The sequence below is a fragment of the Amorphus sp. 3PC139-8 genome (assembly GCF_040750475.1).
Taxonomy (GTDB): Bacteria; Pseudomonadota; Alphaproteobacteria; order Rhizobiales; family Amorphaceae; genus Amorphus.
Genome location: NZ_JABJVY010000004.1, coordinates 234,994 through 255,219, shown reverse-complemented (window position 1 = coordinate 255,219; position 20,226 = coordinate 234,994). Strand labels below are relative to the sequence as shown.

Sequence of the window (20,226 nt, the reverse complement as noted above, 5' to 3'; positions counted from 1 at the left end):
CGCCCGGCTTTGCGAGGAAGGAACCGGCAAAGCCAGGAAAAGTGGGCACCGGTTTTCCGTCCGGCTTTGCGAGGAAGGAACCGGCAAAGCCAGGAAAAGTGGGCACCGGTTTTTCGCCCGGCTTTGCGAGGAAGGAACCGGCAAAGCCAGGAAAAGTGGGCACCGGTTTTCCGTCCGGCTTTGCGAGGAAGGAACCGGCAAAGCCAGGAAAAGTGGGCACCGGTTTTCCGCCCGGCTTTGCGAGGAAGGAACCGGCAAAGCCAGGAAAAGTGGGCACCGGTTTTCCGTCCGGCTTTGCGAGGAAGGAACCGGCAAAGCCAGGAAAAGTGGGCACCGGTTCGCGGTCCGGGAGACTCGGGACAATAGAGACCGGCACGCGGTCGCGCGCTGTTTTGCGAAAATGGCGCAGCGGACCTGGGTCCCGAGTCGCGCCGACAAGAATCTTCGCTAGCTCGCCGGTGGCGAGTTGCGGCGCGGGCGGAATTCTGCCATGTGCCAGCGCTGATTAATCCCGCCACGAAAGCCGGCTTCGCGTGCACTCATGACCGACCCTGCCCGCCTGCTCCTCACCCTTTCCTGTGAAGACAAGCCGGGGATCGTCGCCGGCATTGCCGGCACGCTCGCCAACTCCGGCTGCAACATTCTCGATAGCGCCCAGTTCGGCGATCCGGAGACCGGCCTGTTCTTTATGCGCGTGGAGTTTGCCGCGCCCGCCGGCGTCACTCGTGAGGACGTCACGGCAGCCCTCGCGCCGGTCGCCAAGCGCTACGGGATGGACTGGGGCGTGCACGACGCCACCGCGCTCCTGCCGATCCTGGTGATGGTCTCCAAGTTCGATCATTGCCTGCTCGATCTGATCTATCGCCAGCGCATGGGCGCGCTGCCGGTCAAGATCGTGGCCGTGGTGTCCAACCATACCGAGGCCAAGCCGATCGCGGAGATGAACGGCATTGCGTTCCACCACGTGCCCGTCACCCGCGACACCAAGGCCGAGGCCGAGGCCAGGCTTCTGGAGATCGTGGCGGAATCCGGCGCCGAGCTGGTAGTGCTCGCCCGCTATATGCAGGTCCTCTCGGAGGCGCTTTCCAAACAGCTTTCCGGGCGCCTCATCAACATTCACCATTCCTTCCTGCCCGCCTTCAAGGGGGCCAAGCCGTACCATCAGGCCCATGCGCGCGGTGTGAAGCTGATCGGCGCCACCGCCCACTACGTTACCTCCGATCTCGACGAAGGCCCGATCATCGAGCAGGACGCGGAGCGCGTGAGCCACGCCAACTCCGCCGACGAACTGGTGGCGATCGGCCGCGATATCGAGGCGCGCGTGTTTGCGCGCGCGGTGAAGTTCCACGCCGAGCGCCGGGTGTTCCCCAACGGCGTGAAAACCGTTGTCTTTCGTCCCTGACGCCTGTTCGGCGATTCCTGTCAGCCCCTGCCTTGACCGGGCTTCTGCCCGGCCTTCGGATCGCCTATCACTGGAGAAATTCGAATCTCGGTGCTGCGCCGATAAATGAGACTGCGTGCCGAACGGGTTGACCGGCGCGCGGCAGACAGGAGGGGAGGCATGGTCCGTACAATCTTCTACATCTCGGCGATCGTTGCGGTCGTCGTGGTGAGCGCGGCGGGCGGCATCGCCCACCCGCTTTTCTGGCTGTTCATCGTCGTTTTGCCGTTGGTGCTGCTCGGCCTCTACGACATCTTCCTGTCCGGCCACAACGTCCTGATCAACTATCCGGTCATCGGGCATCTGCGCTACGCGTTCGAGTTCATCAGCCCGAACATTCGGCAATATTTCATCGAGACGAATTCCAGCGGCCGTCCGTTCAACCGGCTGCAGCGCGACCTCGTGACGGAGCGCGCCGAGGGCAAGCCGGATGCGCTCGCGTTCGGCACCCAGTACGACGTCAACGAGGTCGGCTATCATCGGGCGAACCACTCGCTGGCGCCCAAGGTGGTGTCGGAGGCGGAGAGCCGGGTGATGGTCGGAGGGCCCGCCTGTGCGAAGCCGTATTCGGCCTCCCGCCTCAATATTTCCGCCATGAGCTTCGGAGCGCTCAGCGCCAATGCCATCCTGGCGCTCAACAACGGAGCTCGGCTCGGCGGTTTCGCCCACAACACCGGCGAGGGCGGCCTCAGCCCCTACCACAAGGCCGGCGGCGGAGATCTGATCTGGCAGATCGGAACGGGCCATTTCGGCTGCCGCACGTCCGACGGTCGCTTCGATCCGACGCAATTCGGCGAGAAGGCGGTTCTCGATCAGGTCAAGATGATCGAGATCAAGCTATCCCAGGGCGCCAAGCCTGCCCACGGCGGCGTGCTACCTGCCGCCAAGATCACCCCGGAAATCGCCGAAATCCGCGGCATTCCCATGGGCGTCGATTGCATCTCGCCGCCGGCTCACACGGAATTTTCTACCCCGCGCGGCCTTTTGGAGTTCGTGCAGCAATTGCGCGAGCTCTCCGGCGGCAAGCCGGTGGGCTTCAAGCTCTGCATCGGCCGGCGTAAGGAATTTATGGGAATCTGCAAGGCGATGATGGAAACCGGCATCAAGCCGGACTTCATCACCGTCGACGGTGCGGAGGGCGGCACTGGGGCCGCCCCGATCGAATATTCCGACCGGCTCGGCATGCCGATCCTGGAGGGGCTCGTCTTCGTTCAGAACTGTTTGGTCGGCTGCGGCCTGCGCGACGACATCAAGGTCATCGCTAGCGCCAAGACCGTGTCGGGCTTCGACATGGTCCTGAAGATCGCGCTCGGCGCCGATCTGGTGAATGCCGCGCGCACCATGATGTTCTCGCTCGGGTGCATCCAGGCGCTGCGCTGCCATCTCAACACCTGCCCGACCGGCATCGCGACCCAGGATCCGGGCCGGGCCAGGGCGGTGGACGTGGAGCTGCGCCAGACCCATGTCGCCAACTATCACCGCGCCACGATCAAGAGCCTTCTGGAGATCGTGGGTGCGATCGGGCTTTCCGATGTGGACCATCTCGGCCCGCGCCATATCTATCGCCGTGTTGCCGACCAGACCGAGAAGAATTACGCCGAGATCTATGACTTCGTACCGCCGGGCAACTTTCTCGGCAACGACATCCACGGCTACTATAAGCCGCACTGGGACTTGGCGAGCGTCGACACCTTCTGATCCGGTCGCTCCAGGTCCGATCGACCAATAGGCCGTCTGTCCGGCCAGGTGGCGTCATCTGGTCGGAACAGGTGCCCGACGAAGACATCAAGGAGACGGCATGCAGTATCTGCACACGATGGTGCGCATTCGCGACATCGACGAATCGCTGGACTTCTATTGTGGCAAGCTGGGTCTCAAGGAAGTCCGGCGGGTCGACAGCGACAAGGGCCGCTTCACGCTGATTTTCCTAGCCGCGCCCGACGACATGGCGCGCGCCGAAGCGGACCAAGCCCCGATGGTGGAGCTCACCTACAATTGGGATCCGGAAGACTACAAGGGTGGTCGCAATTTCGGTCATCTGGCCTATCGGGTTGATGACATCTACGCCACCTGCCAGTCTCTCATGGACGCCGGCGTGACCATCAATCGCCCGCCGCGCGACGGCATGATGGCCTTCGTCAAATCGCCGGACGGCATCTCCATCGAGCTTCTGCAAAAGGGCGATGCCCGGCAACCCGCCGAGCCCTGGGCGTCGATGGAGAACACCGGGACCTGGTAAGGCTGCGAGCCGGCGCGGTGGAACTCTGGCGCCGGCTCTGGCTTCTCTCCTCGATTCAATCGAAGGGCGCAACGCGGACGGGATGGCAGTGTTCGGCCGAAACGGATCTCAGGCACGGATTGCGCCGCGTGATCCGCCTTGGCCGACGGGTGTGGGGGGTGCTCCCCGACAGGTCGGAGTCGAGGTCGAGTTCGCAGGCCTCGACACCGCCGATGTCGCCCGGCTGGTGCAGGCTCGGCTCGGCGGCGAGATCAGCGCGTCCGATCCCCATCGCTGGTCGGTGACGGATACCGCGCTCGGTACCTTCAAGATCGAGCTCGACAGCCGTTACGCCCATCCCGAGAGCCATTCCGGACCGACCGATCTTGCCATGCGCGAGGCGTTCGGCCGCGTCGCCTCCATCGTTGTGCCGACCGAGCTCATCGCCCCCCCGATTCCGTACCGCAAGCTGCCGGAGATCGACGGTCTCGTGTCCATGCTGTCGGCGGCGGGCGCCCAGGGCACGACGGAATGGGCGCCCTATGCGTTCGGCTTGCATCTCAACATCGAAACGCCGCGCCGCGAGATGTCGACCATCCTGCCGATTTTCCGGGCCTTTCTTCTAGTCTCGCCGTGGCTGCGGCGCCGGATGGGGATCGACCCGACCCGTGCGCTCCTGCCTTTCATCGATCCGTTTCCGACCGAGTTCGTCGACTGGGTGGTGACCGCCCCGGACGATATCGGCACGCAGACCTTCATCGCCGCCTATTGCGAGGCCAATCCGTCCAAGCACCGCGACCTGGACCTCTTGCCGCTGTTGGCGAGCCTTGATGCGGCTGCCGTTGCGCGTGCGCTCGGCCATCCCCAAAAGGCGGTGCGGCCGGCTTTTCACTATCGGCTGCCGGATGCCCGCCTCGGCGATCCGTCTTGGTCGATCGCGACGGAGTGGAACCGTTGGGTCCGGGTCGAAGAGCTTGCGGCCGATCCTCACCGGCTGAAGCTTTTGGGGCGGGCATGGCGGCGCTGGCGGGCCGCCTGGCTGGCTGGCGAACCGGACTGGGATAGGATGGTCGACAAGGTGATGGCGTGAGCCGACGGCCCACCATCGGCGTCTCGACATCGAAACGGGGAGGCTGGCGCAGCTACCTGATGACGGCGCTCGCGCTTCGCCTGGTCGGCGCGCGCTCGATCCGGATCGTCCCGGGCGACGACGTTGCTGCGCTGGCCGGCCGGCTGGACGGCCTCATCGTCGGTGGGGGCGACGATATTTCCGCGCAGCTTTATGGTGGCGAGATTCTGCCGGACGTGCGGCTCGATCCTGACCGGGACGCGCTTGAGACGGCGTTGCTCAAAAGCGTCCTGCAGGGCGCGATTCCGGTTCTCGGAATCTGTCGTGGTGCGCAGATGCTGAACGTCGCCTCGGGAGGCACCTTGATCTCGGATATCTATTCTCTCGACCCGCCGCCGCCGCGCTTGCGCACGGTGCTGCCGCGCAAGACCGTTACGATCGAGCCGGGAAGCCGGCTCGCCCGGGTGGTGAAGCTCGGCTGGTTTCGGGTCAACGCGCTGCATCACCAGGCGATCGATCGGCTGGGGGACGGCCTGAAGGTGGTGGCGCGCGACCGGGCCGGGATCGTTCAGGCGATCGAGGCCACAGACGGGCCGCTCAGGATCGGGGTGCAGTGGCACCCGGAACTCCTGATCTTCAAGCGTTCGCAGCGCCGCCTGTTTCGGGCGCTGGTCAAGGCGGCGGCGCGGTTTTCAAGCGGGGCGAAGGGGCGATGACGAATCAGCTCAAGGGGACCATGCTGACCGGGCTCGGGGTGCTGATCCTGTCGCCCGATGCCATGCTCATCCGGCTGATGTCGGCGGAACCGATGACGATCGTGTTTTGGCGCGGGGTCGGCATCTTTGTGATGCTGAGTCTGATGGGGATGGTGCGCCATCGTAGGGGTGTGCTGGCCTATCTGCGCAGCGCCGGCCCGACGGGCCTATTGGTGTCGGTCTGCTTCGCCATTTGTCAGCTTGGCTTCGTTGGTGGCGTGGCGACCACCAATCCCGCCCATGTCCTGGTGATGGTCGCGGCCACGCCGTTGGTCGCGGCGATCGCGAGCCGGATTCTGCTGGGCGAACGGATCGTGCCCTCGACTGCGATTGCCATCGTCGCGGGCTTGTCGGGCGTGGCGATCATGATGTCGGCCCATCTCGGCGGCGGTGGGCAGCTTTCGGGCGACTTCATTGCCGCCGCGGTGCCGATTTCACTCGGTCTCGCCTTCACGCTGATCCGTCGGCTGAAGGTGGGCGACGTCTGGCTGCTCTATGCGATCTCGGGCCTGATCGTCGCGGCTGTCGCCGCGCCGTTCCGCGGTTCGGAATTTTTGAGCGGGGCGGACATCCTCTGGGCCGGAATCCTGGTCCTGATCGTCGTACCCGTCTCGTTCGCGCTGATCACCCAAGGCCCGCGCTACATCACGGCTGCGGAAGTCAGCCTGATCATGCTTCTGGAAACCGTGCTCGGGCCGATCTGGGTGTGGCTGGTGGTCGGTATCGCGCCGACGGTCCACGCCCTGATCGGTGGCGGCATCCTGCTCGCCACCCTCGCGCTGCACGCCTGGTGGCGGCTTTCCGGCGCGCGGCGGGCCAGACGATTGGCTCAGAAGTCGGAGGCTCTGCCTTTGACTTCCCAGTCGCCGTAGCGCACCGGTTCCAGACCGTCGCGGCCGCCGATTTCCTTCGGCCGGTCCTCCTGAGCGGTGGCCTGGCGGCGAGCTTCCGCCTCCGCAAGCGCGCGCTTGGCGGCTTCGGTGAGTGGTTTCGGGTTCGGCTCGGCCGGCGTGGCGTCATCAGTCGGTGGGGTTTGATCGGCCATTGTCTACGCTTCCGTGTCGCTTCGGCTTGCCCGCCGGTGCGGGCGCGACCATTTATAGAGCGCTCGGCCGCGGACCTTCAAACCCCAGCCGGCGCGGATTGGACTGTCAGGGTAATCGCGATCATGAATTTTTTTCGTACCGCGCTTCTGCTTGCCGCGCTGACGGCGCTGTTCATGGGGATCGGCTTCCTGATCGGGGGCCAGTCCGGCATGATGATCGCGTTCGTGATCGCTGCCGGCATGAACATCTTCTCCTATTGGAACTCCGACAAGATGGTGCTGAGAATGCACCGGGCGCGCGAGGTCGACGCCCAGTCGGCGCCGGAGTATTATAATCTTGTCAAGGAGTTGGCCGCACGGGCGGAGCTTCCTATGCCGCGCGTGTTCATTCTGGACGAGGACCAGCCGAACGCGTTCGCGACCGGCCGCAACCCGCAGAATGCGGCTGTCGCCGCGACCCGCGGGCTTTTGCGGATGATGTCGCGAGAGGAGGTCGCCGGCGTGATGGCCCATGAGCTCGCCCACGTGAAGCATCGCGATACGTTGACCATGACCATCACCGCGACGCTGGCCGGCGCGATCTCCATGCTCGGCAATTTCGCCTTCTTCTTCGGCGGGTCGCGGGACAACAACAATCCGTTCGGCTTCATTGGCGTGCTGGTTGCGATGATCGTGGCGCCGCTTGCGGCCATGCTGGTGCAAATGGCGATCAGCCGGACCCGCGAATATTCCGCCGACCGCACCGGCGCGGAGATCTGCGGTCAGCCGCTATGGCTTGCTTCGGCGCTGGAGAAACTGGAAGCCGGCGCCCGGAAGATCCCGAACCCGGAGGCGGAGCACAATCCGGCGACCGCGCCGATGTTCATCGTGAACCCGTTGTCCGGGCAGCGCATGGACAATCTCTTCTCCACCCATCCGAGCACGGCCAATCGGGTGGCCGCCCTTGAGGAGCTGGCCAGCGAGATGGGGCAGGGCGAGGGCGCCGCGCTGGGCCGCGGCGGTCCGGTTGGTGAAGGGGTGCGCTCCAGCCGTGGCTCGGTGCCGCGATCGGGCTCTGTCCCGCGCACCGGCGGTGGACGGCGCGGGCCGTGGGGATGACGAATTCGCCCGCTCGCCGTAAGCCGTCGCCCGGCCGCCGTCCGCCCTTGCGTGACCAGGCGCCGGGCTTGTCCTCGCGCGCCCTGGCTCTTGATGTGCTGGAGCGGCTGACCCGCGATCGGGAGGGCTTGGACGCCGTTCTGGAGGAAAAGTCGATCCTCCGGCGGTTCGAGGCGCTGGATCTGCGCGACCGTGCCTTCGTGCGCAATCTCGTGGCGACGGCGCTGCGCCACCAGGGCGAGATCGAGGCGGTGATCGCCGCTCTCGTTCACCGGCCGCTGCCGACATCGGCGGCGCGCACCGGATCGCTGCTTCGGCTCGGTTTGGTGCAGCTTTTGTTCCTCGACGTGCCCGACCACGCGACGGTGAACTCCTCCGTGGCGCTTGCCAAGGCCCATGCGTCGTCAGCCGGGTTCGCCGGCCTGGTCAACGGCGTGCTGCGGCGGGCCGGGCGCGAGCGCGAGGCATTGCTGGCCGATATCGACGCGCCCGTCGCCAACACGCCGGATTGGCTGTTTGCGCGCTGGTTGCGCAGCTATGGCGCACCGACTGCGCGCGCAATTGCGGCCGCGCATGGCATTGAGCCCGCACTCGATGTCACGGTGCGCGGCGAGCCGGAGGTCTGGGCCGAACGTCTTGGCGGCGTGGTCCTGCCGACCGGCACCGTGCGGACGCCGCAGGGCGGCCCGATCGGCGAGCGCCCCGGCTACGCGGAGGGGGTCTGGTGGGTCCAGGATGCCGCGGCCGCCTTGCCGACCCGTCTGTTCGGCGATGTGGCGGGCAAGCGCGTGGCCGATCTTTGTGCCGCTCCCGGTGGCAAGACGGCCCAGCTCGCTGTCGCGGGGGCGTGGGTGACGGCTGTGGATTCCAGCCCGACCCGGATGACCCGTCTGAAGGAGAATCTCGCCCGGCTTCGGCTTTCCGCGGAGATGGTGACGGCGGATCTCCGCCGCTTCGAGCCGAGTGAACCGTTCGATTGCATTTTGCTCGACGCGCCCTGCTCGGCGACGGGGACGATCCGGCGACAACCGGACGTGGCCTGGCTGAAGCGCGAGGCGGACATAGACCGGCTGGCGGCCTTGCAGGCGGAGCTTTTGCGCCGCGCCGTGGAGTGGCTGCGCCCGGGCGGGACGCTGGTCTACTCCACCTGTTCGCTGGAGCCGGAAGAGGGCGAGATGCAGATCGCGTCCCTGCTTGCCGACAGGACCGATCTCCACGTGTCGCCGGTGTCGCCCTCCGAGCTTCCGGGGCTTGAGGAGGCGATGACGGCGGACGGCTTCCTGCGCACGCTCCCGAGCCAATGGCCGAACGAGGAGGAGCCGCGGCTTTCCGGTCTCGACGGCTTTTTCGCCGCACGGTTGATCAAGCAGGGCTGAGCCTGGGCAGCGGTTGCGCGCCGTCCGCCGTGGTTGCGCACCCTGTTGCGCAGAAAACGCGCTTAACCGCCTGCGCAAGCTTGCGCGAATATCTTCTTGGCAAACAAGCTTTCGGGCCCTTCGCATTTCAGGGGGGAAACCCTAGGGTGGTGCGGCGACGGCGCGCTCGAATCGCGCGAGCCGCGAGACCTTTGGATTTCCGGGAGCAAACACCCCGTCAATGGCGACACGCACCGGTTCCGACTGGGGGCAACTCTGGTCGCTCGCCATCAGAAAGACCATCGGGTCGCATCTGCCGAGCAGGTGGGACCTCATCGGCCCGCTGGCCCAGTCGACGCCGACCCGGTTGGTGATCGCACCGCAGGACGTGCGCACGGCTGACCCGACGGTCGCGACGGATATCTATGCCGGTCTGTTCACCTTTGCCGGGCATGCCGTCGATGTCGGCGGCCAATCTCCTTTCCTTATCGAACCACCTTCGATTGAGTGGGCCCGGGCGCTGCACGGCTTCTCCTGGTTGCGCCATTTGCGCGCCTCCGATTCCACCCTATCGCGCTCCAATGCTCGGGCGCTGGTGGACGAGTGGATCAAGCTCGGCTCCAAGTTGCCGCCGGTCGCTTGGGACGATTCGGTCGCGGCTCGCCGGCTTCTGTCCTGGCTGTCCCAATCGCCGCTGATCCTGGAAGACTGCGACCACGCCTTCTATCAGCGCTTTCTGAAGGCGATCGGCCGGCATGTGCACCAGCTTCGTTGCGCTTTTCCGCGCGCGGAGGACGGCTTGCCGCGCATGCGGATCGTCCTGGCGCTGACGGCGGCGGCGGCAGCGATTGCCGACCAACCCGGGCTTGCCCGTTGGGCGATGCGGGCGCTGGACCGGGAACTCGCCGTCCAGATCCTGCCCGATGGCGGGCATATTTCACGCCATCCCGGTGTCATTCTGGAAATCCTGATCGACCTGTTGCCGATTCGGCAGGCTTTGTCGGTGCGTGGCACGACGCCGTCCGCCACGGTCGGCGAGGCGATCGACCGGATGATGCCGATGCTGCGCTTCTTCCGCCACGGCGATGGTGCGTTCGGCCTGTTCAACGGCATGGGCGCGACCGAGACCGACCTGGTTGCCACCGTGCTCGCCTACGACGATTCGCGCGGTACGGCGCCAAGCCACGCCCGCCATTCCGGCTATCAGAGAATCGACGCGGGTGAGGCCGTCGTGCTGATGGATACCGGGGTGCCGCCGCCCTTGCGCTTCGCCCGTCAGGCGCACGCCGGGTGCCTGTCCTTCGAGATGTCCGACGGCGGCAACCGGATCATCGTCAATTGCGGTATGCCGGCGGGTGGGCGCGCGGTCTGGCGCGCCGTGGCGCGCTCCACGGCGGCACATTCCACGCTGGTGGTCGACGACACCTCGTCGGCCCGGATCCTTCCGAATCATGGCATCGGAGCCCGTCTCGGTCCGCTGCTCCATGCCGGTCCCCGGCACGTGGAGACCAGGCGCGAGGACGATCCCGACCAGGTTGCGGTGGTCGCCGAACACGATGGTTATCTGGCGGGTTACGGCCTGACCCACGAACGCACCCTCGTGATGGACATCAGCGGGCGCATCGTGATGGGCCGCGACCGGCTGGAGCCCGCCACGTCGGGCGCCGGGGAGCGGACCTCGTTCGCCGTGCGCTTTCATCTCCATCCCCAGATCAAGGCCAACCGCAGCCAGAATGGGCGCAGCGTGCTTCTGGTCTGTCCGGACCGCTCGGCCTGGCGGTTCGTCGCCGACGAGATCGAGCCGGAGCTGGAGGAGACGGTGTTTCTGGCCGGCGCGCACGGGATGCGGCGCTCCAGCCAGATCGTGCTCTACGGCCGCGTGGCCGGGGCGACCGAGGTGACGTGGCGGCTGGAAAAGGAGGCCGATCGCGTCCGGCCGCGCAAGCGTTCCGGCGAGGAGACCCCCACCGAGCCGCTTCTTCTGTGATCGCGTCCGGCCGCCGCTTCCGGTTTTGAGGGAAAGTGTGCTACCGGCCTCTCGCATCCCCGCCGCTCCGCCTTTCCTCGCATTGCTGAGCGGCTTCAAATCAATGTCTTGATGCGTTTCCGGACGGCGAACCGGTTCCCACTTCGCCCGGACACGCTCTGAGAAAGGACCGTCTCATGGTGGCCTCGCCGTCGTCCGTGCCCTTGCCCGATCGTGTTGCCGTCCGGCGCGCCCTGATTTCGGTGTCCGACAAGACCGGTGTCGCGGAGTTCGCGGCCGCCCTTGCCGCGCGCGGCGTTCAGATCCTGTCGACCGGCGGCACCGCGCGGACGCTGTCTGAGGCCGGCGTCGCGGTCACCGACGTCTCCGACGTGACCGGCTTTCCGGAGATTCTCGGTGGCCGGGTGAAGACGCTGCATCCGCTGGTTCATGGTGGCCTGCTCGGCATTCGCGACGAGCCGGAGCACGCCGCCCAGATGGCCGAGCACAACATCGATCCGATCGATCTACTGGTGATCGACCTCTATCCGTTCGAGAAGACGGTCGCTTCCGGCGCGCCGGCGCGCGAGGTGGTCGAGCAGATCGATATCGGCGGCCCGGCGATGATCCGGGCGGCCGCCAAGAACCACGCTTATGTGACCGTGCTGGTCGATCCGGCCGACTACGGTCCCGTCCTCGATGCCCTTGCGGATGGCGGCGGCGAGCTTTCGTTCGCGCTTCGTCGCCGGCTTGCCGGCAAGGCCTATGCGCGCACGGCAGCCTACGACGCGGCGATCTCCACCTGGTTCGCCGGCGAAGAGGAAAATCCGGACCGGACCTGGGTCTCGCTCGGCGGCAAGCTGATCTCCGAGATGCGCTACGGCGAAAACCCGCACCAGAAGGCCGGCTTCTACGCCACCGGCGCAAGTCGGCCGGGCGTGGCGACGGCCCGCCAGGTGCAGGGCAAGGCGCTCTCCTACAACAACATCAACGATACCGACGCTGCTTTCGAACTCGCCGCCGAATTCGATCCGGCGCGCACGGCCGCGGTTGCCATCATCAAGCACGCCAACCCGTGCGGCGTGGCGGAAGGGGCAAGCCTCGTCGAGGCTTACAAGAAGGCGCTCACCTGCGATCCGGTATCGGCTTTCGGGGGCATCGTCGCCTTGAACCGGCCACTCGATGTCGAGGCCGCCAAGGCGATCACGGAGATCTTCACCGAGGTCATCATTGCGCCGGGCGCGAGCGAGGAAGCGATCGCGATCGTCGGCGCGAAGAAGAATCTGCGTCTGCTTTTGACCGACGGCCTGCCGGACCCGCGCTCGCGTACGCCGTTGGTGAAGTCGGTGGCCGGCGGCTTTCTGGTTCAGGATCGCGACGGGGCGGTCGTGGAGGATTGCGATCTGAAGGTCGCGACCAAGCGCGCGCCCACCGACCAGGAATGGGCGGATCTGAAATTCGCCTGGCGGGTGGCCAAGCACGTCAAGTCGAACGCGATCGTCTACGTGAAGGAAGGGGCGACCGTGGGTGTCGGTGCCGGGCAGATGAGCCGGGTCGATTCGGCGCGGATCGCAGCGCGTAAGTCGGCCGATGCGGCGGAGGCGGCGGGTGTCGCAGAGCCGCTGACCCGTGGCTCGGTGGTCGCTTCCGATGCCTTCTTCCCGTTTGCCGACGGCCTTTTGGCGGCCATCGAAGCCGGGGCCACGGCGGTTATCCAGCCGGGCGGTTCCATGCGCGACGATGAGGTTATCAAGGCGGCCGACGAGGCCGGTATCGCCATGGTTTTCACCGGCGTCCGGCATTTCCGGCACTAGAGCATTTCCAGACCAAGTGGGCACCGGTTTTCCGTCCGGGATTGCGGGGGAAGAACGCAAAGTCGGCGCCTGGGCGCGCGCTGGCGGGCGGACTACTGACGGACGTCCGCCCCAATCTTCGCTCATGCCGGCGCAGGCCGGAATCCGGCACGACACGATCAGCGCCGGCGAACCCCGCCCTGGGCTCCGGCTTTCGCCGGAGTGGACGGAGTGACTTTTGACGGGCGCGCGCTGGCTTCGCGGTTGTGCCGATTGAGTCCGGGCCGGCTCAGAACTCCGGCTTGACCGAGGAAGCCGGAGCCGTGAAGGCGATGCCGGATACGGTCCAGGTCCACTTCTCCTTCGGCGCCTTGCAGTCGGAAATCATCACGTCCTCGCACTCTCCCGACGGCGGTTCGGCTGAGACGGAGACCGCGAACCAATCCTGTCCGCGCGTGAAGGCGGCGTTCGTGCCGTCGGGACCGTCGGCATCGTAGGCGTTGTCGCGGGTCCAGCCTTCGAAGCCGCCGGCGATCTTGGACAGGTTTTCCAGGTTCTTGGAGATCCCGGTCGCGGTTCCGGAGAACAGGCATGCCGTGCCACCGACATTGGTGAACAGGTAGGAATCAGCACTGCCGACGACCATGTCCACCGAGACGCCGCTGCGGTTGCTGAGTTCCTTGGCCAGTGCGGTGCATTCATCGTCGGAGAGCGGCTTGACGGTGATGGCGGACTGGGCATGGGCTGCCGATGCGACCATCAGAAACGGGGCGATCGCCAGGAGCTGCAGCGCCCGGCGGGCAAAACGGGGTCGGGCGGTTCGGGAAACGGCTGTCATGGTCTCTCCTCTCGCGTTCTTTGGAAGGGTAAGTCTATCCTCACACCGCTCAACGCTTGGTGGATCTAAGTTGTTGTTTTGACGCAATTTCGGACGGAAAACCGGTTCCCACTTTTCCCTCGAAATTGCTTTAACGCTGACACTCCGGACAGAAGAAGGTCGAGCGGCCAGTCTGCACGATCCGCTTAATCGTTCCACGACAGCCTTCGCGCAGGCAGGGCTCGTGCTCGCGATCGTAGACGGCGAAGGTGTGCTGGAAATAGCCCAGCGAGCCGTCGGCGCGGACATAGTCGCGCAAGGACGAGCCGCCGGCCACGATGGCGTCCGCGATCACGGCCTTGATCGCATGGGCGAGCCGGTCGGCGCGGACCGTGGCTGTCCCGTCGGTCTTTGCGATCGTGCCCGCCGCGCGCCGAGGCGACAGCTTGGCCCGCCACAGCGCCTCGCAGACATAGATGTTGCCGAGGCCTGCAATCAGGCGCTGGTCGAGTAAGGCCGCCTTCAGCGAGGTCGCCTTGCCGGCGAATCGGGCGGCGAGATAGGCACCGGTCAGGTCCTCGCCCACAGGCTCGACGCCGAGATCCTTCAAGAGCGGGTGGACGGCGAGCGCATCGGGTGCGATCAGCGTCATGTAGCCGAAGCGGCGGGGATCGTTGTAGATGATGCGGGTGCCGTCATCGAGCAGGAACACGACGTGGTCGTGGACCGGATTCTTGGAGCGGGCGAGGTGGAAATCGCCCGGCATGGCGTTGGCGCCGGACGATTCGATGCGGAACGATCCCGACATGCCGAGATGCATCAAGAGCACGGTTCCGTCGTCGAGGCGCGCCAGCAGATATTTCGCGCGTCGCCCGAGTTCGGTCACTTCGTGGCCCGATAGACGGGTGACGAAGCCTTCGGGAAACGGAAAGCGCAGGTCCGGGCGACGCTGCTCGACGGATCGGATCACGTGTCCGACAAGGTGCGGCGCTATTCCGCGCCGCACGGTCTCGACTTCTGGAAGCTCGGGCATCACAACGTCGGCAAGGAAGACGAACGGGCGGCAGCGGGACAGGGCCGCTTCGCCGATCATAGCGGGCGGAATGCCGCGCGGCTATCGTTCGCCGAGAAAGGGTTGAGGACAATGAGCGACACGGAGACACGCGGGCTGAGGGAACGGGAGCTGCCGTTCGGGTTCCGCCAGGTCGCCGCCGGCGACAAGCAACGCCTCGTCGATGATGTGTTCCATCGCGTCGCCCGCCGCTACGACCTGATGAACGACCTGATGTCCGGCGGTCTCCACCGCGCCTGGAAGGACGCGATGGTGAGCTGGCTTTCGCCGCCGAAGGCGGGCCGCAGCGCCTACCGCGTGCTCGACGTGGCCGGCGGTACCGGCGATGTGGCCTTCCGTATCCTCAATCGCGGCGGGCCGGGCGTGAGCGTCACCGTTGCCGATATCAACGGGGCGATGCTGGGCGTTGGGGCGGAGCGCGCCGAAAAGCGCCATCTCGACGACCGGGCGCGCTTTGTCCAGGCGAACGCCGAAGCGTTGCCGTTCGCCGAGCGCACCCATGCCGCCTATACGATCGCCTTCGGCATCCGCAACGTGCCGGACCGTGCCGCCGCCCTGTCGGAAGCCTATCGGGTGCTGGAGCGCGGCGGCCGGTTCATGTGCCTGGAGTTCGCGCCTGTGGATCTGCCGATGCTCAAGGAGGTCTACGACACCTATTCGTTCAAGGTGATCCCGCCGCTCGGCCGCGCGATCACCGGCGACGACCAGCCCTACCAATATCTGGTGGAATCGATCCGCACCTTCCCGATCCCCGATCGCTTCGCCTTCGAGATCGAGGAAGCCGGCTTCTCAAGGGTCAGCTACCGCGCCTTGTCGGGCGGCATCGCCATGATCCATTCCGGCTTCAAGGTTTGACCTGATGGCGCCTCGGATCGCGCCGTTCCTGCGGCTTCTGCACGCGGGCTTCGTGCTCGCCCGAGAAGGCGTGTTCGGACTTGCCGTTCTGCCCGATCTGCCGCCCTCCGCCCGGTTTGCGATCCGCACCGCCCGGCTGGTGGAGCGGCGCGGGGTGAAGCGCACCGACGCCGCCGCGCGATTGACCCAGGCGCTCAACCGGCTCGGTCCGTCCTACGTCAAGCTCGGCCAGTTCCTGGCGACCCGGGCCGACGTGGTCGGCTCGGATGCGGCCGCCGAACTCGCCAAGCTGCAGGACGAGGTGCCGCCGATCTCCGAGGAGGCGGCCCACAAGGCAGTCGAGGAAGGGCTCGGGCGACCGGTGGAGGAGGCGTTCGTGGCGTTCGGGCCGGCGGTGGCGGCGGCCTCCATCGCCCAGGTTCATCGTGCCACCGTGCTCAACCGGGACGGGGAGGAGCAGCAGGTCGCCGTGAAGGTGCTGCGCCCCGGTGTCGCCGGCCGGTTCGCACGCGATCTGGAGAGCTTCTATCTCGCCGCCCGCATGATCGAGCGGTTCGTGCCGCATGCGCGCCGGCTGCGCCCGGTCGCCGTGGTCGACACGCTCGCCTGGTCCGTCCATCTGGAGATGGATCTGAGGCTGGAAGCTGCGGCGCTTTCGGAAATGGCGGAGAATTGCCGGGAGGATCCGGGGTTCCGGGTGCCCTCCGTGGACTGGCCGCGCACGTCCAAGACCATCCTGTCGATGGAATGGATCGAGGGCATCAAGCTCTCCAAGATCGCGGCGATCGAGGCCGCCGGCATCGATCTGGAAAGCCTCGCCGAGACGGTGATGCAGTCGTTCCTGCGCCATGCCGTGCGCGATGGATTCTTTCATGCCGACATGCATCCCGGCAACCTGTTCGTGGAGCCGGACGGGACGCTGGTGGCGGTGGATTTCGGCATCACCGGACGGCTCAATGCGGCGGAACGCTCGTTCCTTGCGCGCATTCTCTACGGCTTCATCACGCGCGACTACAAGATGGTCGCAGAGGTCCATTTCGAGGCCGGCTACGTGCCCGCCGATCAGGACCCGGACGTGTTCGCCCAGGCACTGAGGGCGATCGGCGAGCCGATCCGCGACCAGACCGCCAAGGATATCTCCATGGCGCGGCTTCTCACCCAGCTTTTCGAGGTGACGGAGCTGTTCGCCATGTCGACCCAGCCGCGGCTGATCCTGCTTCAAAAGACCATGGTGGTGGTTGAGGGCGTCGCCCGCTCGCTAGATCCCAAGTTGGATATGTGGCACGTCGCCGAGCCGGTCATGCGAAGCTGGGTGGAGACCAATATCGGCCCGGCGCGGCGGTTGCAGGAGGCCGGCGAAGGGCTGTCCGCGCTCGCCCGCCTGATGGCGGAGTTTCCCGATTTCGTGGAGAAGTTCACCCGCATGAGCCAGGGTTTTTCCGGCATGGCGGAAACCGGGCTCACGCTTGCCGCCGAGACGGTGGACGCGATTGCCGAGGCCGAAGCGCGCCGGACCCGCTCGCGCCAGGCGGCGTTGTGGGTGGGCGCGCTGTCATTGCTCGCGATCGCGATTTCGGTCGTGTTCGGGTAATCCGCGAAAAGCCGAACTGATCTTTTATTGATCGGGTTCCAAATGCAAAGCCGGTGCGCGACGGCGTACCGGTCGGAAGGCCGTCCTCGCGAAGCCGCGAGCCGAGCGAGCCAGCGTGAGCGGAATATGCCTCCAGGGAAATCAGTCGCCATTTCTCGTGACTTGCTCTACTCCGAAATCCCCTCGACGGCGGCGATCAGCCGTTCGATATCCTGCGGCCGCGACAGTCGGTGATCGCCGTCCTTGACGAGGGTGAGCACGACGTCGTCGCGGGCAAGCCGGGAGACCAGATCGGTGACATGGGTCCACGGCACGTCCTCGTCCCGGACACCCTGCAGAATGTGGACCGGACAGCCGGTCTCGATCGCCTGGTCGGTGTAGAGCAGGTGGCGCCGCCCATCCACGATCAGCGCTCGAGTGATCGGATAGGGCGCTTCGCCGTAGGGCGAAGGCCGGTTCCAGACACCTTCGGTCATGATCGTCTCCCGAACGTCGTCGGGAAAGGCCGCCCACATCAGCGTCTCGGTGAAATCGGCAGCCGGCGCGATCAGCACCATGCCGGCGAGCCGGTCGGCCTGTCCCTTGGCCTTCAACCGCTGGGCAAGCAGAAGCGAGATCCAGCCCCCCATGGACGAGCCGATCAGGATGGTCGGGCCGGGGCAGTAGGCCTCGAACACCGCCTCCGCCTCTTCCAGCCAGCGCGAGATGGTGCCGTCGACGAACTGACCTTCCGATTCGCCGTGGCCGGAATAGTCGAAGCGGGTCACCGCTCGGCCGGCCCGTTCGCCCCATTCGTCGAGCGCCTCGGCCTTGGTGCCTTTCATGTCGGACATGAAACCGCCGAGCCAGAGCACGCGGGGCTCCGCACCGGGCCGATTGCGCACGGCGATCCGCCGCGCATCGGACGGGTCTCCGACGGAAAGCCACTCTGGTGTCGTCTCGCTCATTCTTCTGACCTAACCCTTTGTTTCGACGCAATTTCGGGCGCAAAATCGGTTCCCGCTTTTGCTGAAATTGCTCTATCGTCCGCCCTTCACTACCTGATCCGACCGTCCGGACGCCAACCCCTCTCGCTCTCTCATTTTTGAGTCCCCGCCGTGCCGCGCCCGACCATTCTTCAAATCGTCCCGGAGCTTCACACCGGTGGCGCCGAACGCACGGCGGTGGACGTGGCCGCGCGGATCGCGGCGGAGGGCTGGCGCGCGATCGTGCTGGCGGACGGCGGGCGGCTGGTGGAGGAACTGATCGCGACCGGCGCGGAGTATCGCCGCTTTCCGGCGAAGACCAAGAATCCGCTCAAGCTTTGGCGGAACGTCGGTGCCCTGGCGGAGATCGTCGAGGCGGAGGGGGTGGACATCATTCACGCCCGCTCGCGCGCGCCGGCCTGGTCGGCGCTGCTGGCGGCCCGGCGCACCGGTCGGCCCTTCGTCACCACCTATCACGGTGCCTACAATCAAAAGAGCCGGCTGAAAGGCGCCTACAATTCGGTGATGGCGCGCGGCGATGTCGTGATCGCGAACTCCGAATATACCGCGGACCTGATCCGCGCTCGCCACCCCTTTGCCAGCGGCCGGATCGTGACGATCCATCGCGGAACGGATTTCGGCGCGTTCGCCGCCCCGGATCGCCCCGCGCGGGCCGAGCGGCTACGTCAGGCATGGGGGATCGGCGCGGACAAGAAGGTGATCCTGCAGCTTGCGCGCCTCACCGGCTGGAAAGGCCAGACCGTGGTGATCGACGCGCTGGCGGAACTGGCGGCGCGCGACGATTGGGTTGCGGTGCTGGCCGGCGACGCACAGGGCCGCGAGGCCTATCTGAGCGAATTGAAGTCCCGGATTGTCGCGAATGGGCTGGACGGGCGGGTGCTGCTTCCCGGCCATTGCGACGACGTGCCCGCCGCCATGGCCCTTGCCGATGTGGTGGTGGTGGCCTCCACGGAGCCGGAAGCCTTCGGCCGCGCGGCGGTCGAGGCCCAGGCCGCCGGCAAGCCGCTCGTGGTTTCCGATCTGGGGGCCGTTCAGGAGACCGTCGTCGCACCGCCGGACGTCGACGAAGGCGACCGTACGGGATGGAAAGTGCCGGCGGGCGACCCGACGGCGCTTGCCGCGGCGCTCGACGCGACGCTCGACCTCGATCCGTCGGCGCGCGCCGCCCTTGCGGCACGGGCCAAGGCCCATGTGGAGCGCTCCTTTTCGCTTGCGGCGATGACGGAGCGCACGATTGCGGTCTATCGATCGCTGATCGAATAAGAAAACCGCGGGCTGCTTGGGGTTTTGCGGATCTTCACCCCCTATATGCCGTTGACTTTAGGGAACAAAGCTCCGATCTTGAGCGTGTCGCTTTCGTGATGGGTGGAAAAATCGGGTTGAGTGCCTCGGCGCGTTGCGTGCGGGGCTACGAGCGTTCTTTCCGCCGGCCGCACTGAGACCGCACGAAGCACCGTCGTTCCCGGAACAACTTAGGAGACTCATACCATTCGCCGTCCGCACCGTGCTCCGCCGCCCACCAAGGAAGGGCCGCGCATCAATTCCGATATCCGCGTTCCCCGTGTCCAGCTCGTCGACGCCGACGGCGGCAACCGCGGGATCGTCGAAATCGACGAGGCCCTGGCGCTTGCTGAGGAAAGCGGCCTCGATCTCGTCGAAATCGCGCCGAACTCGGACCCGCCGGTCTGCAAGATCCTCGATTTCGGCAAGTACAAATATCAGAGCCAGAAAAAGGCTTCCGAGGCGCGCAAGAAGCAGAAGACCGTCGAGGTCAAGGAAATCAAGATGCGCCCGAACATCGACACGCACGACTATGACGTGAAGATGCGGTCGATGAAGCGCTTTTTCGACGAAGGCGACAAGGTCAAGGTGACGTTGCGGTTCCGCGGGCGCGAGATGGCGCACCAGGAGCTCGGCATGGATCTTCTCAATCGGGTCAAGTCCGAGACGGAAGACTTCGCCAAGGTCGAGTCCGAGCCGCGCCTGGAAGGCCGGCAGATGGTGATGGTGCTGGCGCCGATCCCGCAGCAGCGGTGATCGCAGGCCATTGACTGTTCGGGAGCGGAATGGGCGCCCTCTGGCATGTCCCATTTCGCTCCTTGATTTTTCAGGGGCGTCATATCTTCGGCGCCTTGCCATTGGATTGCCGCGAATGGCGGCAATCC

General features: G+C 66.0%; 18 protein-coding genes and 1 pseudogene. 14 read left to right on the top strand and 5 right to left on the bottom strand.

Annotated features, from left to right (window positions below; translation table 11 throughout):
• Positions 1-334 (bottom strand): annotated as a pseudogene (locus tag HNS03_RS06550) (hypothetical protein); the annotation flags it as partial.
• Between the two features lie 207 nt (positions 335-541).
• On the opposite strand from HNS03_RS06550, the gene purU reads away from it, so the two are divergent.
• From purU to HNS03_RS06520, 6 genes are all read left to right on the top strand, one after another.
• Entirely contained in the window at positions 542-1,402 is an 861-nt protein-coding gene (gene purU / locus HNS03_RS06545; protein WP_367193889.1) for a formyltetrahydrofolate deformylase, read from the top strand.
• Between the two features lie 159 nt (positions 1,403-1,561).
• The gene (locus HNS03_RS06540) at positions 1,562-3,139 is read left to right on the top strand and encodes an FMN-binding glutamate synthase family protein (protein ID WP_367193888.1); all 1,578 of its coding nucleotides are present in this window, start codon (positions 1,562-1,564) and stop codon (positions 3,137-3,139) included.
• A gap of 100 nt (positions 3,140-3,239) precedes the next feature.
• Positions 3,240-3,680, top strand: coding sequence for a VOC family protein (locus tag HNS03_RS06535; protein ID WP_367193887.1), 441 nt, complete (start codon positions 3,240-3,242; stop codon positions 3,678-3,680).
• Positions 3,681-3,762: 82 nt separating this feature from the next.
• Positions 3,763-4,749 (top strand): amidoligase family protein, encoded by a 987-nt coding sequence (locus tag HNS03_RS06530; protein ID WP_367193886.1) that lies wholly within the window; start codon positions 3,763-3,765, stop codon positions 4,747-4,749.
• Positions 4,746-5,444 (top strand): gamma-glutamyl-gamma-aminobutyrate hydrolase family protein, encoded by a 699-nt coding sequence (locus HNS03_RS06525; RefSeq protein ID WP_367193885.1) that lies wholly within the window; start codon positions 4,746-4,748, stop codon positions 5,442-5,444. The genes HNS03_RS06530 and HNS03_RS06525 overlap by 4 nt, the downstream gene beginning before the upstream one ends.
• Entirely contained in the window at positions 5,441-6,355 is a 915-nt protein-coding gene (locus HNS03_RS06520; RefSeq protein ID WP_367193884.1) for a DMT family transporter, read from the top strand. Before HNS03_RS06525 ends, HNS03_RS06520 begins: the two co-directional genes overlap by 4 nt.
• Here HNS03_RS06520 and HNS03_RS06515 read toward each other — a convergent pair.
• Positions 6,313-6,528 carry a DUF1674 domain-containing protein gene (locus HNS03_RS06515; protein WP_367193883.1) on the bottom strand — a complete coding sequence of 72 codons (216 nt, stop codon included), beginning with the start codon at positions 6,526-6,528 and terminating at the stop codon, positions 6,313-6,315. The two genes, HNS03_RS06520 and HNS03_RS06515, sit on opposite strands and share 43 nt — an antisense overlap.
• A gap of 123 nt (positions 6,529-6,651) precedes the next feature.
• On the opposite strand from HNS03_RS06515, the gene htpX reads away from it, so the two are divergent.
• The 4 genes from htpX (at position 6,652) to purH (ending at position 12,761) form a co-directional block, all read left to right on the top strand.
• Complete coding sequence (gene htpX / locus HNS03_RS06510; RefSeq protein ID WP_367193882.1) at positions 6,652-7,626, top strand: zinc metalloprotease HtpX; 975 nt, start codon at positions 6,652-6,654, stop codon at positions 7,624-7,626.
• Positions 7,623-9,002 carry a 16S rRNA (cytosine(967)-C(5))-methyltransferase RsmB gene (gene rsmB / locus HNS03_RS06505; protein WP_367193881.1) on the top strand — a complete coding sequence of 460 codons (1,380 nt, stop codon included), beginning with the start codon at positions 7,623-7,625 and terminating at the stop codon, positions 9,000-9,002. The genes htpX and rsmB overlap by 4 nt, the downstream gene beginning before the upstream one ends.
• Positions 9,003-9,222: 220 nt before the next feature.
• Positions 9,223-10,968, top strand: a complete 1,746-nt coding sequence (locus HNS03_RS06500) for a heparinase II/III family protein (protein ID WP_367193880.1) — start codon at positions 9,223-9,225, stop codon at positions 10,966-10,968.
• Between the two features lie 176 nt (positions 10,969-11,144).
• Positions 11,145-12,761, top strand: a complete 1,617-nt coding sequence (gene purH / locus HNS03_RS06495) for a bifunctional phosphoribosylaminoimidazolecarboxamide formyltransferase/IMP cyclohydrolase (RefSeq protein ID WP_367193879.1) — start codon at positions 11,145-11,147, stop codon at positions 12,759-12,761.
• 268 nt (positions 12,762-13,029) lie between these two features.
• Here the strand turns inward: purH and HNS03_RS06490 are convergent, their stop codons facing one another.
• Together HNS03_RS06490 and mutM are read right to left on the bottom strand one after the other, a co-directional pair.
• Positions 13,030-13,578, bottom strand: coding sequence for a hypothetical protein (locus HNS03_RS06490; protein ID WP_367193878.1), 549 nt, complete (start codon positions 13,576-13,578; stop codon positions 13,030-13,032).
• A gap of 130 nt (positions 13,579-13,708) precedes the next feature.
• Positions 13,709-14,590, bottom strand: coding sequence for a bifunctional DNA-formamidopyrimidine glycosylase/DNA-(apurinic or apyrimidinic site) lyase (gene mutM, locus HNS03_RS06485; RefSeq protein ID WP_367193877.1), 882 nt, complete (start codon positions 14,588-14,590; stop codon positions 13,709-13,711).
• A 111-nt stretch (positions 14,591-14,701) separates the two neighbouring features.
• On the opposite strand from mutM, the gene ubiE reads away from it, so the two are divergent.
• Positions 14,702-15,484, top strand: a complete 783-nt coding sequence (ubiE, locus tag HNS03_RS06480; RefSeq protein WP_367193902.1) for a bifunctional demethylmenaquinone methyltransferase/2-methoxy-6-polyprenyl-1,4-benzoquinol methylase UbiE — start codon at positions 14,702-14,704, stop codon at positions 15,482-15,484.
• Between the two features lie 4 nt (positions 15,485-15,488).
• Positions 15,489-17,075, top strand: coding sequence for a 2-polyprenylphenol 6-hydroxylase (gene ubiB, locus HNS03_RS06475; RefSeq protein WP_367193876.1), 1,587 nt, complete (start codon positions 15,489-15,491; stop codon positions 17,073-17,075).
• Positions 17,076-17,242: 167 nt separating this feature from the next.
• Here the strand turns inward: ubiB and HNS03_RS06470 are convergent, their stop codons facing one another.
• Positions 17,243-18,022: an alpha/beta hydrolase gene (locus HNS03_RS06470; protein WP_367193875.1), complete on the bottom strand. Its 780-nt coding sequence runs from the start codon at positions 18,020-18,022 to the stop codon at positions 17,243-17,245.
• A gap of 150 nt (positions 18,023-18,172) precedes the next feature.
• Between HNS03_RS06470 and HNS03_RS06465 the strand changes: the two genes are divergently transcribed.
• Both HNS03_RS06465 and infC read left to right on the top strand, forming a co-directional pair.
• Entirely contained in the window at positions 18,173-19,324 is a 1,152-nt protein-coding gene (locus HNS03_RS06465; protein ID WP_367193874.1) for a glycosyltransferase family 4 protein, read from the top strand.
• Positions 19,325-19,549: 225 nt separating this feature from the next.
• Entirely contained in the window at positions 19,550-20,098 is a 549-nt protein-coding gene (infC, locus tag HNS03_RS06460) for a translation initiation factor IF-3 (RefSeq protein WP_367193901.1), read from the top strand.
• Positions 20,099-20,226: the final 128 nt, after the last annotated feature.